Below are 17,697 nucleotides of genomic sequence, written 5' to 3'. Positions count from 1 at the left end.
GGTTGCCTGCTGACCTATGTGGCTTTCCGATACATCAATCAAGAGACCCGTATTTGCCACCATGCTCGTCATGGCCCTCGTTGTTCTCGGCATTGTCAGCTATCCGAGCATCGGTGTCGATCTTTTCCCCAAGGTCGATCTGCCCATGGTCAACATCAGGACGGAGCTCAAGGGGGCGAGCCCCGAGATCATGGACATCGACGTTACGGACAAGATCGAGGAGTCCGTCAACACCATCAGCGGCATCAAGACGATCACCTCATCGAGCACGGAAGGGGCATCGAACATCACCGTTGAGTTCGTGCTCGAAAAAGACATCGACCTGGCCGTGCAGGATGTCAGGGAAAAGATATCCGTGATACGGTCCAAGCTGCCGAGTGACATCGACGAGCCCATCGTGGAGAAGGTCGATCCCGACGCGACACCCGTCATGTGGCTTGCCCTGCACGGGCAGAGATCGATCCGTGATCTTTCCACCTACGCCGATGAGGTCCTCAAGGAACAGCTCCAGCGGATAAACGGGGTCGGTGCGATCCGACTGTATGGACTGAGGCTCCGCCAGGCCCGCATATGGCTCGACAACGACAGGTTGAGGGCATATGGCGTGACGGCCCATGACGTCATGAAATGCCTCCAGAGGGAGAACGTCGAGCTGCCGGGAGGAAGGATAGAGAGCGCGACGAAAGAGTACACCATCAAGGTCAAGGGCGAGTTCCCGACGATCCAGCAGTTCAACGAGATGGTACTGGGGTATTACAAGGGAACGCCCGTGCGCCTGAGGGACATCGGCCGCGCCGAGGACGGCATGGAAGAGAAGCGGACCATTTCCCGGTATAATGGAGCTCCCAGTGTCGCGGTCGGTATCCAGAAACAGTCGGGAACGAACACCGTCGAGGTCATAGAGAGGATAAAGAAAGAACTCGAAGAGGTATCGCGGCTCCTGCCCAACGGCATGAACCTGGGTATTGCCTTCGACCAGTCGAACTTCATAAAAAGGTCCATAAACGAGGTCCAGCATCACCTCGTGTACGGCGGGTTCTTCGCCATTCTGGCCGTCCTTCTTTTCCTGAGGAACTTCAGGACGACGATCATAAGCGCGCTGGCCATCCCGGCGTCTGTCGTTTCGACCTTCGCGATCATGAACGCCTTCGGCTTCACCTTCAACAACATGTCCATGCTGGCCCTGTCGCTTTCCATTGGTATTCTGATAGATGACGCCATCATCGTCATAGAGAATATCCAGCGCCATATCGAGGAGGGGATGACACCCAGGGAAGCCGCCTTCTTTGCCACCTCCGAGATCGGCCTTGCTGTTTCGGCAACGACGCTTGCCATCATCGTCATCTTCATCCCCGTGGCATTCATGAAGGGCATCATCGGGCGCTTCTTCTTCCAGTTCGGTATGACGGTGGTCTTTGCCGTGATGGTCTCCTGGTTTGTTTCGTTCACGTTGACGCCCATGCTGGCGTCCCTCTACCTGAAGGGCAGGAGCAGTACCGGAAAGTCTGTCAGAATGCCGGCATGTGTCCGAAGGATCGGGGAGCGCTGCCGCGTATCCGAGAGACTGCAACGGTTCTCGGCGCTCCTCGAAGGGAGCTACGAGAGGCTCGAAGGAAGGTACCGCGGGGTACTCACGTGGGCCCTTTACCACCGGACGAAGGTGCTTGTCTTCGCCGGGGGCACATTCGTTCTGGGTCTTTGTCTCATGTTCTTCATCGGAAAGGAGTTCACTCCGTCGGAAGACCAGAGCCGCTTCGTCATCCGGCTCCAGACCCCCATCGATTATTCCGTCGATGAGGTGGACCACATGAACCGCAAGGCCGAGGAGATCGTGAAGAGGTTCCCGGAGGTCCGGAGCGTTCTGTATACGCAGGGTGGGGGACGTACGAAGGAAACGAACAAGGCGAACCTGTCCGTTAATCTCGTTCCGAAATCGGAGCGCCGGAGGACCCAGGAAGAGATCAAGGCCGAGATGCGCAGGGCCTTGAGGAAGATACCGGGACTGAAGGCTTCCGTGGAGAACATATCCATGATAGGAGGCGGACAGAGACAGGTGGCCATCATGTACAGCATCCGCGGCCTGGAACTGGACAAACTGGAGGCGTACACGAGGGATATCCGCGACCGCTTCGGCAGGTTGCCGGGGATAGTCGACCTCGACACATCACTTGAGAAGGGCAAGCCGGAGGTCCGCGTCTTCATCGATCGTGACAAGGCTGCCGACCTTGGCGTCGACGTGGCGACGGTGGCCGAGACGGCCAACTTTCTCCTCAGCGGTGAGGTGGAGATAACGAAGTTCAAGGACGAGGCGAGGGGAAGGCGCTATGATGTTCGGGTGAGGCTCAATCCTGAGAACAGGACCGATCCTGAGGACATCGGCGAGATCTACATCAGGTCGAAAGAGGGTAAACTGGTCATGCTTTCCAACATCGTGAGCCTCAAGGAAGGCGGCGGTCCGAGCGTCATAAACCGCGTCGACCGACAGCGGGCGGTGACCCTTTTCGCGAACCTCGAGAAAAAACCCCTGGGACAGGCGAAGTCGGAGCTTGACGACATATCCTCAAAGGTGCTTACGGCCGGGTATTCAGGCAGCTACAAGGGGCAGGCCGACACCATGAAGGAGTCTTTCGGATATCTCCTGTTCGCCGCCATCCTGGGCGTGATCATGGCATACATGGTCCTCGCCGCGCAATTCGAAAGCTTCATACATCCCTTCACGGTGCTTCTGTCCATGCCGTTCTCCCTTATAGGGGCTTTCGGCGCCCTTTTTGTCACGGGAAAGACGCTCAACATCTTCAGCATCATCGGGCTCATCCTTCTCATGGGCCTCGTGAAGAAGAACGCCATCCTCCTCGTGGACTACACGAATATACTCAGGGAGCGCGGGGCCGCGCGGAGGGACGCTCTCCTCGAAGCCGGCCCCGTCAGGCTCCGTCCCATTCTCATGACCACCTTCGCCATGATCATGGGCATGCTGCCCATCGCCATCGGGATCGGCGAGGGTGCCGAAACCCGCTCCCCCATGGCCCTTGCCACCATTGGAGGTCTTGTCACGTCGCTGATCCTGACGCTCGTTGTTATTCCCGTGGCGTATGATCTTTTCGACGAGATGAAAGAAAGATATTTTCCCCGGAAGGACGGATAGAATGAAGATGCTGATCATTGTCTACAGCGATGTCGTCGATGAAGAGCTTGTCGCGGCGTTGAAGAAGGCCGGCGTTTCCGGATACACGAAGTGGAAAGAGACCCTGGGAGAAGGGCCGGGAACGGGGCCCAAACTGGCCACGAACATCTGGCCCGGCAAGAACAACGTCATCGCCGTTGTTGTGAACGACGAAGAACTTCCCACGGTTTCGGGATTCCTTCGGGATCTAAAGGGGTCCCATCCGAAAGGGGGCATAAAGACCTTTATCCTTACGGTCGAGGGAACCATTTAACCTCCCCCTTTGCGAAATAGCCGGCCGGTGCTTATCTTATGTACGATCGTGCTCTGTCGGGAAGAGCATAAGGACGGCATGTAAGGATACGAAATGAGTCTTTTCTTTATCACCTTTTTCACGCTCTACACGGCGCTTCACGCGTATGTTTTCATAAAGGCATGGTATGCCTTTCGGTTCCGGCCGCTTACGGGCTGCGTCATCGGTTTCATACTCCTCTTCTGTGTCTTCATGCCCCTTTTTGTCCGTGCCCTCGAACAGGGCGGGCAGGAATCCATCGCGCGAATGTTCGCCTATGCCGGTTACATCTGGATGAGCGCGGTCTTTATCTTCTTTATCGCATCCCTTGCCATCGATATCGGCAGACTGTGTGTTATCATCGCGGCGTCGCTCTTCAAGGTCGGGCTGCCGGCAACGGTGCGCTCGAACCTGGTTCTTTTCCTTGTTCCTGTCGCCGTATCGGTCTTCACAGTGGTGTACGGATACCATGAGGCCGCTTCGGTCCGCACGGAGAGGGTGCGCGTCGAGACGTCCAAGCTCCCTGCCGGGATCGAAAAGGTGACGATAGTCCAGGTCTCGGATATCCATCTCGGGCTCGTCAACAGGGAAAGGATGCTGGAGAGAGCGGTGGCGGCCGTGAGGGAGGCCCGTCCCGACATGGTCGTGTCGACGGGCGATCTCGTGGACGGACAGATCAACAATATCAACGGTCTTTCCGACATGCTCAGGGACATCAAGCCCCGGTACGGGAAATACGCGATCATGGGAAACCACGAGTTCTACGCGGGTGTCGGGGTTTCGGAGGATTTCACCAGGAAAGCCGGGTTCAGGATGCTCCGCAACGAAGGCATCACCATCGATGGGATCATGAACGTGGCAGGTGTCGACGATGATGCCGCACACAGGTCGTCGGGCCGCCACTCGCCCGGGGAGAGATCCCTGCTCGAGGGGTTGCCGCGGCACCTTTTCACCGTGTTCTTGAAACACCGTCCCGTCGTGGCAGGATCATCTCAGGGGTTCTTCGACATCCAGCTCTCCGGCCATACCCACGGCGGGCAGATCTATCCCTTCAAGTATATAACGCGCATATCTTTCCCCATGGTCGCCGGCCTCTACCCGCTGAAGAACGGTTCCCTCCTCTATGTCAGCAGGGGGACCGGAACATGGGGCCCCCCGATACGCTTCCTCACCCCACCGGAAGTGACGGTGATCGAGGTGGTGGGGAAGAGATAGTTTCCCCCTCTTTACTCTTTCCCATTTTTCCTTTAATCTATCTCTCATGGAAAACACAGACGCTACATTTAAATCCACGGCATTGGAGATCAATCTCGAGCGGACGAGGGCGACCGTCGAGATACCCGAGAAGTACCGGGTCCTGATGGAGGTCATGGAGGGGCACTACGGTATCCTGAGGCGTCTCGAAGATCTGCTTGTCGAGCTGAACCATCCCTTTGTCAACTGGGAGTATGTTCTGACGCAGCTCAAGGGTCTTTCCATCGGGGATTTCTACGATTTCAACCGTCATGACAATGGTCTTGCGGCGCTTGCCCTTCTTTCCGACATATACACGGATACCATTTCCCTGGCCCGGGACGAACGTGTCCAGGACAGCGCGGTCAGGTATCTCTTCGAGTTCATCAACACGATCATCGGAAAGAGCGGCGGGAGACTGGAAAGGAATCTCGGCCTTGTCTCCTCTATTTTTTCCTCGCTCCTCGAATTTGCCCGCAAGGGGAGGCATCCGTTCCTGAGGAAATCATCGACGTATCTGAAGGCGACGCTTGGGCTTCTGCGGGAGCACGAGTGCTCCGTCGAACTCCCTGTCCTCAGGGATCTTCTCTACATAATGTTCCGGGAGACCTACGACTTCTGGGCAACGCAGCCTGACCCGACGGAGTGGTACGTGTCCGATGGGGAAGACGAAGCGGCGGCCATGGAGTTCAGGAGGCTTGTCTCTCCCTTGAGCCACGGGCACATGAAAGAGCTCCTCGAGCGTGTGGACAGACTCCACGACGCCGTGGCCACCGGAACGGATGGCATTCGGGATTATCTCGAGATGCCCGATTACTTCCAGATTGTAAATGGGTATCTTCTCGTAGCCGATGAGCTGGAGCGGTCGGGGGTGTTCACCGGCAGAAGCTTTCTCGTCAAACTCGACTTCCTCTTTCACGTCCTGAACGTGCCGGGCCTCATCGATATCCACGCGTCGGGCCTTATAGAGATCAACCGATGCCTGGGAAAGGTCTTTCAGCAGACGCAGGACCAGGACCTTCAGGAGTTCGTGAAGAAGGTTTTCTCCTCCATGAAACGGACCATCGGGCGCAGCCAGTTCCAGTCGAAGATAATCGACTGCATCACAACCCTCGCCAGGGGTGTCTTCGACCAGAACAACCATCCCCTCGTGGATGCCTTCATCGACGAACTCATCGGGTTCGGGTTTCAGTACCCCGACATCGCGGGTTCCACGTCGGAGTGGCAGATCAAGGCCAACCCGGCGCATATCGAGAATATCAGGTCCTGGCTGAAGATAATCGGTTTCAGGCCACGGTGGACAAAGAGGCTTCTTTCCGCTCTCATCGTCAATCTCAAACTGCAGGGCGTCTTCGTCAAGGACACGGACCTCTTCCAGAAGGAGATATCGGCGTTCCTGAACTCCGACATTACCCCTTCCTACAACCTGGTCAAACAGCTTCTCAGGCTTTTTCCCATCTTTTTTACGGAGATAGGCGCCGAAGGCGAGCTGAGGGAAACGTCGACGAATGTCGACGAGTTGTCGGCACGCAACGACAAGCTCATATTTTTCCTGAGGAAGCAATCTCACGTGGAGAGCAACAGCCTCCTCGTCCCTTTCACGGAGGATATCTTCCGGTACTGGGCCACAGGAGACAGGTCTTACATCAAGCCCCATCTTCCCGAGGAGGTTTTCGAACAGGTCCACAGTGAAGGAGAGTTTTTCGACGATCTTCATATCGCCTTCAAGAACCTCCTCATCCGCGCCAAGGAAGACCCGAGGAATTTCCTGGAATGGGACGCGGCAAGGATCTTCAAGGAGGTCAAGGGTATACGCAGGATCAGCGACAGGGAGCGTGAAAGGGCGCGGCTCATGCTCCGGTACTATCAGCTCATATACAAGAAATACAACCATCAGCACATCGACCTCCTGAGGGACCTCGAGATATCCTGCATCGTCGATATTCCCAGGATCCGTTCGCTGAAAAGGGCGCTGAAGAGGAAGGACCACTACGCGGCGCTCAACATCACTCTGGACATGCTGGCGGGACTGAAAGGAAAGGTCCTTTCTCCCGTGAAGACGGATTATTTCGAGAACATATACCACAAGAGGCACATAGCCGCCGGCATACCGTCCATGTACGGGACATACCGCGAAGAGAAGTTCGAGGCCATGGGCCTCACCTTTCGCCTTGAAAGCCTCGCGACGATGCTCTTCGACAAGCTCATTCAGTCCCTCAATCTGAAGTTCATAACGAAGAGCACCCTCATGAGGATCCATGAGTATCTCTGGCTCTATGTGAAGGCCCTGGACGTGGACGGCATAGCGACCGAGGGCCTCGTGTCCAAGATGAGATACATCACCGCCGCCCTCCAGATACGGCAGTTCTCCATAGATCAGTACATAGATATATTCCAGTTCATCTCGAAACAGATACAGGATATCATCAGGGATTATTACATCAACGCCCACGCGATGAACCTGCCTGTCATCATCGACCAGATCATGGATCTGAAGGGGGATGGCGATGGGACGGGGCAATCGAGGCAGGAGGTCATCTACCGCGACTCCGAGAACTTCATCCGGTCTTTCATTGCCTCGGCTTTCGGCCTTCAGGTCTTCGACAATTTCATAAACTCCATCACCAGGGCCCTCGGTCAGGAACTCGAGAAGTTCAAGGACAACAAGCAGATCCTCAACCTCGTCATGGCCTACATCCCGGAGCTGACCATTTCTCCGATATACGAGAAGAAGAAGGATATCGATAACCAGGTCCTCATCGGGAACAAGGGGTATTTCCTGAAGCAGATGGCGTCCCTCGGTTTTCCGGTGCCGCCCGGTTTCATCATCACGACGGAGGTCTTCCGGGGATACGAGGCGGTCATCGGGTACAAGTACATCTTCAAGGACTTGAGCGCCCGCATCTACAACGAGATACAGTCGCTGGAACGCGTGACGGGGAAGAAGTTCGGCAATCCGCGCAACCCGCTTCTTCTGTCCGTCCGCAGCGGTGCCACGATCTCGTTGCCCGGCATGATGCACTCTTTTCTCAATGTGGGACTCAACGAGACGATAGCCGAGGGCCTCAGCAGGTTCAGGGAATACCGCTGGGCGGCCTGGGACTCCTACCGGCGGTTCCTTCAGACATGGGGCATGTTCCAGGGTCTCGAGAGGAACATCTTCGATGAGATCATGAACAGCTTTAAGCTGAAGTACGGTGTTTCCAAGAAGATACAGTTCGGACCCGACCAGATGAGGCAACTTGCCCTTTCCTACAAGAAGGCGATGGAGGACAGGGGCATCGTTATCAGCAACGACCCTCACAAGCAGCTCCAGGAGGCGATCATGCTCGTCTTCGACTCCTGGTACTCGCAGCAGGCACGCATCTACCGTCACCAGATGCACGTGTCCGACGAATGGGGCACGGCCGTTATCGTCCAGGCGATGGTCTTCGGAAACCTCAACGAGAATTCCGGGTCCGGCGTCATCTTCACCCGCGACCCCCGGGGGTCGTCGCAGAACGTGGCGCTCTACGGTGATTTCATATTCGGCGTCCAGGGCGATGATATCGTTTCCGGCCTTGTTGAGACCTATCCCATATCGGAAAGACAGAGGGTCTCGGAGAAGAGACAGTCACTGATATCCCTGGAGAAACGTTTTCCCGAGATATACGGAGAACTGGTGCGCATCGCCGAATTCCTTGTCTATGAGAAGCGCTTCAATCACCAGGAGATCGAGTTCACCTTCGAGACGGCAAGTCCGAGGGGTCTTTTCATCCTCCAGACACGGGACATGGTCCAGCGGGGGGCGGGCAAGGTCGTTTCATTTAGGGACAGCCCGGAACTCGAAAGGTCTCAGCTCGGGATAGGGATCGGCGTGAGCGGGGGGGCGCTCGCCGGCCGCGTCGTCTATTCCGAGGAAGAGATAGAACGCTACCGGCGCCAGAATGAAAAGGAGCCCCTCATCCTCATCAGGCCCGACACCGTGCCCGATGACGTGGGGATCATCCTCAAGGTGGAAGGCATCCTCACGGCCCGTGGAGGAGGCACATCCCACGCCGCCGTCACCATCCCCCAGCTCAACAAGGTTGGTGTCGTGGGTTTCTCGAAGCTTCACGTGTACGAGACAGAGGCGTACAGCACCTGTGACGGCAACACCATCAGGGGCGGGGACTATATCAGCATAGACGGATGGACCGGCGCCGTCTACCTCGGCAAACACGAGATAGAAAAGGAAGAGTCGTACAAGATAACACTGTGACCCGGGCCGAAGCCCGGGTCACAGGTAATGGGTGATAGGTAGTAGGCCATGGGTCTCGGTCACAGTTTTGACAAGCCTTCGCTCATTTCTCGTGTTCTTGCTATGACCTGTCACCTATGACCTATGACCCGGATCTTTTGTCCTCGGACAAAAGATCAGGCCATGCTCTTGTGCACGTATACCGAGAGGTCGCCCATTCTGTTGGTGTAGCTGCCGTATTCGTTGTCGTACCATCCGAAGATCTTCGCGTGGACCACGGGGACCCGAATGTTGCCCTTGGGCGCTGCCTTGAGAAGCTCCTCCGGCACGTTGGGGATCCCGGCGACGTCTACGTCGATGAAGGCTGTCCTTGTGTGATTGAACTGGCCCTCGATGACGATGGCGGCATCGGTGCCGATGAGGTCCGTGGAGACGTTCTGTTCCATGGTGAAGATGACGAGGTGTTCCGGGTCGTTGTCCGCGGCCTTCTGGTAGATCTCGTTGAGCAGCTTGGTGGTCACGGGCTCTTTCTTGCCGTCGGCGCCCGCGCGCGTCTGGAAGGTGCAGTTGAGAACGATCAGGGACTCCGTGTTCGTCGGCACCCGGATCGAATCGGCCATGAACCCTATGTCCTTCACTTCCGGTATGACCTGAATGAGCGCCGCGGCGGCATTCGTGGAGGTGAGGATTATGTTGTTCAGGGTGCTGCGGTTCTTCCTCATGTCCTTTTCCCCGGCCTTCGGGGTCTTGTCGAGGATACTCTGGGAATTCGTTACGGCGTGCACCGTGGACATGGACGCGGTGAGGATCTTGCTCGTGGCTGCCGTGTTGAGGAGCGGTTTTATCATGTGCGCGAGGCCCGTGGTCGTGCAGGACGCCGCGGAGAGCACCTTGTGTTTCTTGAAATCGAAAGCAGTGTGGTTGATCCCGTAGATGAGCGTCACGCAGTCATCGGGAGTCGAAAGGGCCTTGTTCTTGATCTTGAAGGCCGACGAGTTGATGACGGCCCTGGCCCCGCTTGCGAGGTGTCCCCGTATGGACCCGCCCTTGTCGTCAGCGGCTATGGTGGGGTCCTGGAACTTGCCCGTGCACTCGACGACGAGGTCGACAGAGTGGTCGCGCCATCCGATCTCGGCGGGATTGCGGTTTTCCCTCAAAATGGTGACAGGGATACCGTCGATAAGGAGCTTTCCCTTCTTCTCGTCGACTATCTCGATGATCCTCTTTGATTTAATGCCGTAGAGAAAGCGATGTATGCTTCCGTACGTCGCATCCTTCTCGATGATCTGGGCGATGGCGGGGATGCCGTTGCCCACGTCACGACCGAGGTTGATGACGATCTCCTGGAAGTACTTGCGAGCGACGTGATGCCAGAGCGTCAGCTTTCCGATCCTTCCAAGGCTGTTGATCCCAAGTACGGGGCGTTTGTTCTCGAAGACTTCGACTTTACCCATGGTGATACCTCCTGTATGTAGTGGGGAACCTGAGTGATGTGGGGTTTATGTTCATGTGGCCAAAGGGTTCTCCAATCTTGAGTACGAAGCATGCATCATCGAATGACCGAAAACGGCTGAAAGGCGTACATGCCTCTTTGGAAGTTCAAATATATCAAAATTTTACGGTCAAGTCAACGGCAGGAGCGGCTCGGGTTAACCATTTGCCGGCGTCTTGAGGCCCCGGACGACGGTTTCTGTTGAAAAGGAAGCACGAAGCGTTTATAATCAATGACCTTGCCCCCGTAGCTCAGGTGGATAGAGCAATGGATTCCTAATCCATGTGCCGCATGTTCGAGTCATGCCGGGGGCATTTCTGTGAAACAAGTCTCAGGTCTCAGGTCGCAGGTCACAGGCAAAAGAATAGAGGCAGTTTCAGGTTTCCGGTATAAGACAAAACAGCGGGTATCCTGAGCGGGCCCTTTTCGGGTTTTTGGCTTACAGCATGAAACATGCGACGTGCGACATCTTCCGCGAGCGATTCAAGCCGCTTTAGATATGTATACAAAAAAATTATTGAAAACGGCTAAATGCTGTGCTATAAAAACAAAAGGTCTTAAGAAAAGGGGGTAACATATGAAAAAAGTTGCAATATTTATTCTGGTCGCTGCCTTTTCCTGTGGTCTTTTCGTTCTTCCCGCCTTTGCCGGGGATGATACCGAGGAGCGTTCCTGGAGGGGGACGGGCAAGGGGGAGGCCATGTTCTTCGACCTCGTGCTCTTGAGACCTATCGGTATTGCCAGCATGGGAGTCGGTTTCGCGGCAACCATTGCGGCCCTGCCTTTTTCCATAATAGCCAACAACACGAGGGAGGTCGGGGACGCCATGCTGGGCGAGACCACGAACTATACCTTTGTGAGGCCTCTCGGCGAGGTTTTCGAGCCGGCATCGATGCTGGACCGTTAGGATGGTTGCCCCGGGCAACGCTGACGACAGTGTCCTGGGGCCCGGTACCGTCAGGGGAGTGACCTTCCGCCGTGGGCGATCACGGCCCTTTCAGAATATCGCAGCTAAAGAACCCATAGTAAATATCGATAAGTATAGGTACCGGAGCCTGGGTTCCGGTATTATTCAAGGAGATGCCATATGAATGAAACCTCTGATGGGGCTGCCGTGAAAAAGCCAGACGGCCGGGGCGTGGATGATTTCCGCAGGATCCTGACGAACCAGCTCACCTATTCCCTGTCGAAAGACATGTATTCGGCGACCCAAAGGGACAAGTACACGGCAACGGCCCTTTCCGTGAGGGCCCGGATAGTCAAGAACTGGATCGAATGCCAGCAGAGCTATTACAAGCATGACGCCAAGCGCCTCTATTACCTTTCCCTGGAGTTCCTCATGGGGAGGCTTCTCAAGAACTACCTCATCAACATCGACCTTCTCGACGAATACCGCGAGGCCATGGACGTATTGGCCACCAGGCTGGAGGATACCCTGGAGTACGAGTGGGATGCCGGGCTCGGCAATGGCGGGCTCGGGAGGCTGGCGGCCTGTTTCATGGATTCCATGGCCACGCTCAACTACCCGGCCTATGGCTACGGGATCAGGTACGAGTATGGTATCTTCACACAGAGGATCGTTGACGGGTATCAAGCGGAAGCGCCGGACAACTGGTTGCGTTATGGCAACCCCTGGGAGTTCCCGCGACCTGAGCTCATATATCCTGTCCGGTTCTACGGGAGGGTGGAGACGCATTCCGCGAGGACGGAATGGGTCGACACGAGCGAGATCCTCGCCATGGCCTACGATTATCCCGTGCCCGGCTTTCGGACGAACACGGTGAATACCCTGCGCCTCTGGGCGGCGAAGTCGACGCGTGATTTCGATTTCGACTATTTCAATAGCGGTGATTATGTCAGGGCCGTGGAGAACAAGAACAACAGCGAGAACATCTCGAAGGTCCTTTACCCCAACGACCTGTCGCTGGCCGGCAAGGAACTGAGACTCAAACAGCAGTACTTTTTCGTGGCGGCCACCCTTGCCGACATCATGAGACGGTTCGGGAAGGCGTACAGCAATCTGAACATGCTGCCGAGCAAGGTCGCGATCCAGCTCAACGATACCCATCCCTCGATCGCGATCCCCGAGATGATGAGGATACTCATCGACGATCACGGGCTCACCTGGGATATCGCGAGCAAGCTGACGCGGGAGACCTTTGCCTACACGAACCACACCATCCTTCCCGAGGCGCTCGAAACGTGGTCGGAGGACCTTATCGGGCACCTGCTTCCCCGCCACCTCCAGATCATTCAGGAGATGGACAGGAAGTTCCATATCCAGGTGGCCCGGCGCTTTCCCGAGGAGTTCGACAAGGCCTACCAGATGGGGATCGTCACGGGAGATGGAGGGAAGGTGGTCAACATGGCCCGGCTTGCCATCGTGGGAAGCCACGCGGTGAACGGGGTGTCCCGTCTGCACAGCGAGCTCCTGAAGAGCCACGTGTTCAACGATTTCTACCTCATGTACCCCGAGAAGTTCCGGAACGTGACGAACGGCATTACCCACAGGCGGTGGCTCCTGTCCGCGAACCCCGGTCTTACCTCGCTTATCACTGAAGCCATTGGCGACGGGTGGACGCAGGACCTCGAGGAGTTGAAGAAGATCGAGCCCATGGCGGAGGACGCCGCTTTCAGGGACCGTTTCAACGCGGTCAAGAAAGAGAACAAGCTTCGCCTCTGCGGGGCGATGGAAAGGGTCTTCAACTTCACCCTTGAAACGGATCTTCTCCTCGATTGCCAGGTAAAGAGATTTCACGAATACAAAAGGCAGCTCCTCAACGTCTTTCACGTCATCACCCTCTATAACCGTCTCAAGGAAGGACGGGTGCCGGAGGGTTTTGTGCCCCGGGTTGTCCTTTTCTCGGGCAAGTCGGCACCCGGGTACCTCATGTGCAAGCTCATCATCAAGCTCATACACAACGTTTCCGAGATAGTCGCAGCCCATCCGCTGGTGAAGGACAAGCTCCAGGTGGTCTTCGTTCCGAACTACGGTGTTACCATCGCTGAGGTCACCATACCGGCGGCGGACCTGTCGGAGCAGATATCGACGGCCGGCTACGAGGCGTCGGGTACGGGGAACATGAAATTCGCCCTTAACGGTGCGCTTACGATAGGCACATACGACGGCGCGAACATAGAGATACGGGAGGAAGTGGGAGAGGAGAACTTCTTCCTCTTCGGGCACCGGGCCGAGGAGATCTTCGAGTTGAGAAAACAGTACGACCCGAAAAGATACATCGAGGAGAACAAGGAACTCGCCCAGGTGATGCATCAGCTTCAATCAGGATTTTTCTCCCCTGAAGAGCCGGCCCTGTTCCAACCCATCGTGCAGGCCCTTATGGACGGCGACCGTTATTGTGTCCTGGCCGACTATTCCCTCTACGTGGCGTGCCAGGAGGAGGTGGCCCGGGCATATAACGACAGGGACGAGTGGACACGTAAGGCGATCCTTAACGTGGCAAGGTCAGGCAAGTTCTCGAGCGATCGCGCGATCCACGAGTACGCCCGCACCATATGGAACATCTCACCGGTAACCCGGTAGGGAAGGGTCAAGAGTTCCAGAGTTCAAAAGTTCAAGGGTGAAAGGCAATAAGAACACCGGTGCCTTCGGCCGGTGTGCGAATTGTGTTGGCGGCCGAGTCCCTTTCGCGGTTTTTCCCTTGAACCCTTGAACCTTCTTTTTTTCCGTCTTGACTCGTTTTTGGCGGTGTGTTACTCAATTCGAGGTTCCTTCACTTCTGAATAGGACAGGATGGCGAACATGGAACGATATCCGCATATCTTTCAACAGGGTGCTATCGGCAAACTGGCCGTGAAGAACAGGATAAAGTACGCGGCCACGGAGACGAACTTCCCGTATGGCGACGGCTACGTGAGCGACCGTGAGGTCTCCTACATGGAGGCTCAGGCGAAGGGCGGGGCGGGCATAGTGACGACCCAGGGAGCCTATCCCGACAAGAAAGGTGAAGGGAAGGGCTTCAAAGGGATGATGTCCATCAATGACGACAGGTACATCCCCGGTCTTACGCGGATAGCCGATGTGATCCGTGCCAACGGCGCCCTTTCGAGCATCCAGATACTCCATTGCGGAAGGGAGGGTGGGATCGAGCTCGATTATTGCCTCATGCCCTCCGTTGTGCCCCAGAAGTTGTCCTATTTCAAGCCACCCCGGGAGATCACGAAGGAAGAGATAAGACAGGCCGTCAAGGACCACGTGGCGGCTGCCCGGCGCGCGAGACAGGCCGGGTTCGATATGATAGAGCTCTCCGGTATCGTCGGCTACCTTATCTCCACCTTTCTGTCACGTTACACCAACAAGAGGACCGATGAATACGGCGGGGACCTGAAGGCGCGGTGCCGGCTGATGGTTGAGGTCATCGAAGGCGTGAAGGCCGAGGTGGGCGACATGCCCGTGGGCATCCGTCTCTGTGGACACGAACTTCTTGACGACCGGGGCGGCAACACCTTCGAAGAGAGCGTCGAAAGCTTCAGGATAGCCGAGGACGCCGGGGCGGATTACCTCAGCGTCACCGTGGGATGGCACGAATCATCTCAGTCCGTCATCACGAGGGACGTTCCCATGGGCCACTGGCTTTACATAGCGGAGGCGGTGAAGAAGGCCGTCGACGTTCCCGTCATGATGGCCTTTCGGCAGTTCCTCCCCCATATCCCCGAGAAGGCGATCGCCGGCGGACAGATAGACTTCGTGGAGATGTGCCGGCCCATGATAGCCGACCCCGAGTTTCCGAACAAGGTCAGGGAGGGAAGGGAAGGGGAGATCGTCCCCTGCATCGCCTGCAACGTCTGTTTCTCGCGGCTTTACTACCACCAGCCCATCATGTGCTCCGTCCGTCCCAGCCTGGGACACGAGGGCGAAGACGCTTGGGGATATTACGGGTTCATGCCGGCGGAGAGGAGGAAGAAGGTCGTCGTCGTCGGCGGCGGACCCGCGGGCCTGCAGTGCGCCGAGGTGGCGGCACGCAAGGGCCACGAGGTAACGCTCTTCGAGAAGAGCGACGGGCTGGGCGGCAATATTCTCATAGCTTCCCGTGTCGATGCCGGCGCGGCGGAGCTTCTGAGACCGATAGCGACCCTCGAGCAGCTCTGCCGCAAGGCGGGCGTTTCCATCAGGCCTGGCGTCAACTGTGACCCGGCGATGGTCGGCAGACAGGCGCCCGACGTCCTGGTGGTGGCCTCGGGGCCGTCCATGAAAGGCGTCTCGAAAGGGGTCCTGACGCCTCACAATGTGATGGCGGCGGGAGAGAAGGTCGGACCCAGGGTCGTCATCATGGGGGCAGGGGGCGTGGGACTTGGTGTTGCCGTTTACCTCCTTCGGAGCGGTGAATACGAGATCACCGTCATAGATGAGACGGGAAAGGCCGGCAGAGATGTCAACCCCTTCTATTTCTGGCAGTACATGGCCCTCATGAGAAAACGGAAGGTCAGCTTCATGATGCGCACCGTTGTCAACTCCGTGGAAGACGGTCGGGTGCGTGTCACGGGGCCCTCGGGCGAGGGGGTTGTCGAAGCCGACAGCGTCATAACGTCGCTCATGGCCCCGGAAGAAGGTGTATGGAAAGATACCGCGGGATCGCTTGCGAAAGAGGTGTATTTCATCGGAGACGCGAAGAAACCGAGGCGCCTTCTGAACGCGATCCGTGACGGATACCGCTTAGGGATGGTGCTCTGATGATCCCCGTTGTCGACAAGGAAACATGCACAGGGTGCGCGACGTGCTGGGAGGTATGTCCTCCCGGTGCCATACTGTTCAGGGAAGGCAAGGCCATAATCGACGAAGACCTTTGCGAGGAATGCGGCTTCTGCGCCGCCGAATGCCCGGTGAAGGCGATAGACATACCTTTTCCAAGGAAAGAACAGTAGAAACCGCTTGAACCGCTTGAACCGCTTGAGCGTTAAGAAGAATGAAAACGAACTATCGCGGACCGGCACCGGGTGGTATACGAGCAGGGTTGTATTCATTGTGCCCACCTTGGTCTTTCCCGTTCAAGCAGCTCAAGCTGTTCAAGCGGTTCAAGCCGCTTTTTCTTCCCCTTAATCTATTCCCATATCCTCCGATAACAATACAGATGTGTGCATTCCGATTACCGTGCTGATAGAGCCAAAGGAGGGGTTATGGCCCAGGGGACGTCGAACATTCTTCTCGAAACGGGGACAAATGAGGTTGAGATACTGGAGCTGTATATCGATGAGGAAGGGTATCGCGGCTACTACGGTGTCAATGTCGCGAAGGTCATAGAGATCATTCCCGTTCCCAAGAACAAGATAAACCCGCCCGATTCGAAGAAAGGGATGGTTTCGGGTCTTTTCAACCATCGGAACAAGGTGGTGGTCCTCATAGACCTCGCCGTCTGGCTGGGAAAGACGAGGGTGGAGACAAAACCCTGCAACGTCCTCATAACGGAATTCAACAACGTCGTGACGGCCTTCATGGTGTCGGGCGTCACACGGATACACCGCGTCACCTGGCAGGACATAAAACCTCTCGACGGGTACATGGAGAACGTGAGCGATGCCGTGACGGGGGTCATCGAGCTTGAGAATAACCTTGTCTTTCTCCTTGACCTCGAGAAGGCCATCGCGGAACTGAATCCGGAACTGGCTTTGAAGGCCCCTTCGGCGAACACGGAGGCAGAGATGGATTTCAGCCTCGACAGGCCCATCAAAGTGCTCCATGCCGACGATTCCAACGTCATACGCCACAACGTGCGGGCCCGCCTGGAGGAACACGGGCATTTTACCGTCCACTCCGTGGGCAACGGCGAGGAGGCGTGGAACCATCTGGTGAGCCTCAGAGACAAGGCCCTCGCGAAAGGTGTGCCCGTGACGGAACTCGTGGACGTGGTTCTCACGGACATAGAAATGCCCGGCATGGATGGATACCACCTCTGCAAGAGGATCAAGGAGTCGGCGGAATTCAAAGACATTCCCGTCATCCTTTTCTCTTCTCTCATAACGGACAAGCTCATCCATAAAGGCCAGTCCGTCGGTGCCGACGGCCAATTCTCAAAACCGGACCTCAGCCTTTTGTCCTTCATGAAGGAACTCGTGGAGAAGAGACAGAAGGCAGCATAAAAATAAGGTTCAAGAGTTCAAGAGTTCAAAAGTTCAAGAGTAAAAGACAGAAAGGGCACCGGCGCCTTCGGCCGGTGTGCGAATCCCCTTGACAGCCGACCCCCCTTCGCGGTCTTTCCCTTGAACCCTTGAACCCTTGAACCCTTGAACCCTTGAACCCTTGAACCCTTGAACCCTTGAACCCTTGAACCCTTGAACCCTTG

General features: G+C 56.4%; 10 protein-coding genes and 1 tRNA gene. 10 read left to right on the top strand and 1 reads right to left on the bottom strand.

What is annotated here, in order from left to right:
• Positions 1-16: 16 nt before the first annotated feature.
• The 4 genes from GXX82_10045 to GXX82_10030 all read left to right on the top strand — a co-directional run bounded on the left by GXX82_10045 (position 17) and on the right by GXX82_10030 (position 8,928).
• Positions 17-3,145: an efflux RND transporter permease subunit gene (locus tag GXX82_10045; GenBank protein NLT23377.1), complete on the top strand. Its 3,129-nt coding sequence runs from the start codon at positions 17-19 to the stop codon at positions 3,143-3,145.
• A 1-nt stretch (position 3,146) separates the two neighbouring features.
• Positions 3,147-3,437, top strand: coding sequence for a hypothetical protein (locus GXX82_10040; GenBank protein ID NLT23376.1), 291 nt, complete (start codon positions 3,147-3,149; stop codon positions 3,435-3,437).
• A gap of 93 nt (positions 3,438-3,530) precedes the next feature.
• Positions 3,531-4,670, top strand: a complete 1,140-nt coding sequence (locus GXX82_10035; GenBank protein ID NLT23375.1) for a metallophosphoesterase — start codon at positions 3,531-3,533, stop codon at positions 4,668-4,670.
• 46 nt (positions 4,671-4,716) lie between these two features.
• Entirely contained in the window at positions 4,717-8,928 is a 4,212-nt protein-coding gene (locus tag GXX82_10030) for a pyruvate, phosphate dikinase (protein ID NLT23374.1), read from the top strand.
• A 155-nt stretch (positions 8,929-9,083) separates the two neighbouring features.
• Here GXX82_10030 and GXX82_10025 read toward each other — a convergent pair whose 3' ends face one another.
• Positions 9,084-10,361 (bottom strand): glyceraldehyde-3-phosphate dehydrogenase, encoded by a 1,278-nt coding sequence (locus tag GXX82_10025; GenBank protein ID NLT23373.1) that lies wholly within the window; start codon positions 10,359-10,361, stop codon positions 9,084-9,086.
• Between the two features lie 278 nt (positions 10,362-10,639).
• On the opposite strand from GXX82_10025, the gene GXX82_10020 reads away from it, so the two are divergent.
• The 6 genes from GXX82_10020 (at position 10,640) to GXX82_09995 (ending at position 17,494) form a co-directional block, all read left to right on the top strand.
• Positions 10,640-10,713: transfer RNA gene (locus GXX82_10020), tRNA-Arg, on the top strand.
• A 263-nt stretch (positions 10,714-10,976) separates the two neighbouring features.
• Complete coding sequence (locus GXX82_10015) at positions 10,977-11,306, top strand: hypothetical protein (GenBank protein NLT23372.1); 330 nt, start codon at positions 10,977-10,979, stop codon at positions 11,304-11,306.
• A 180-nt stretch (positions 11,307-11,486) separates the two neighbouring features.
• Complete coding sequence (locus GXX82_10010) at positions 11,487-13,943, top strand: glycogen/starch/alpha-glucan phosphorylase (protein ID NLT23371.1); 2,457 nt, start codon at positions 11,487-11,489, stop codon at positions 13,941-13,943.
• 219 nt (positions 13,944-14,162) lie between these two features.
• Positions 14,163-16,091 (top strand): FAD-dependent oxidoreductase, encoded by a 1,929-nt coding sequence (locus tag GXX82_10005; GenBank protein ID NLT23370.1) that lies wholly within the window; start codon positions 14,163-14,165, stop codon positions 16,089-16,091.
• Complete coding sequence (locus GXX82_10000) at positions 16,088-16,282, top strand: 4Fe-4S binding protein (protein ID NLT23369.1); 195 nt, start codon at positions 16,088-16,090, stop codon at positions 16,280-16,282. Before GXX82_10005 ends, GXX82_10000 begins: the two co-directional genes overlap by 4 nt.
• Positions 16,283-16,534: 252 nt before the next feature.
• Positions 16,535-17,494 (top strand): chemotaxis protein CheV, encoded by a 960-nt coding sequence (locus GXX82_09995; protein NLT23368.1) that lies wholly within the window; start codon positions 16,535-16,537, stop codon positions 17,492-17,494.
• Positions 17,495-17,697: the final 203 nt, after the last annotated feature.

It is taken from the genome of Syntrophorhabdus sp., from assembly GCA_012719415.1.
Taxonomy (GTDB): Bacteria; Desulfobacterota; Syntrophorhabdia; order Syntrophorhabdales; family Syntrophorhabdaceae; genus Delta-02.
This window is presented reverse-complemented; position numbering and strand designations above follow the sequence as displayed.

What these genes read in the sequence shown, in the direction of transcription:
- GXX82_10045 (NLT23377.1), top strand. Translation starts at nt 17, where the DNA reads ATGTGGCTTTCCGATACATCAATCAAGAGACCCGTATTTGCCACCATG.
- GXX82_10040 (NLT23376.1), top strand. Translation starts at nt 3,147, where the DNA reads ATGAAGATGCTGATCATTGTCTACAGCGATGTCGTCGATGAAGAGCTT.
- GXX82_10035 (NLT23375.1), top strand. Translation starts at nt 3,531, where the DNA reads ATGAGTCTTTTCTTTATCACCTTTTTCACGCTCTACACGGCGCTTCAC.
- GXX82_10030 (NLT23374.1), top strand. Translation starts at nt 4,717, where the DNA reads ATGGAAAACACAGACGCTACATTTAAATCCACGGCATTGGAGATCAAT.
- GXX82_10025 (NLT23373.1), bottom strand. Translation starts at nt 10,361, where the DNA reads ATGGGTAAAGTCGAAGTCTTCGAGAACAAACGCCCCGTACTTGGGATC.
- GXX82_10015 (NLT23372.1), top strand. Translation starts at nt 10,977, where the DNA reads ATGAAAAAAGTTGCAATATTTATTCTGGTCGCTGCCTTTTCCTGTGGT.
- GXX82_10010 (NLT23371.1), top strand. Translation starts at nt 11,487, where the DNA reads ATGAATGAAACCTCTGATGGGGCTGCCGTGAAAAAGCCAGACGGCCGG.
- GXX82_10005 (NLT23370.1), top strand. Translation starts at nt 14,163, where the DNA reads ATGGAACGATATCCGCATATCTTTCAACAGGGTGCTATCGGCAAACTG.
- GXX82_09995 (NLT23368.1), top strand. Translation starts at nt 16,535, where the DNA reads ATGGCCCAGGGGACGTCGAACATTCTTCTCGAAACGGGGACAAATGAG.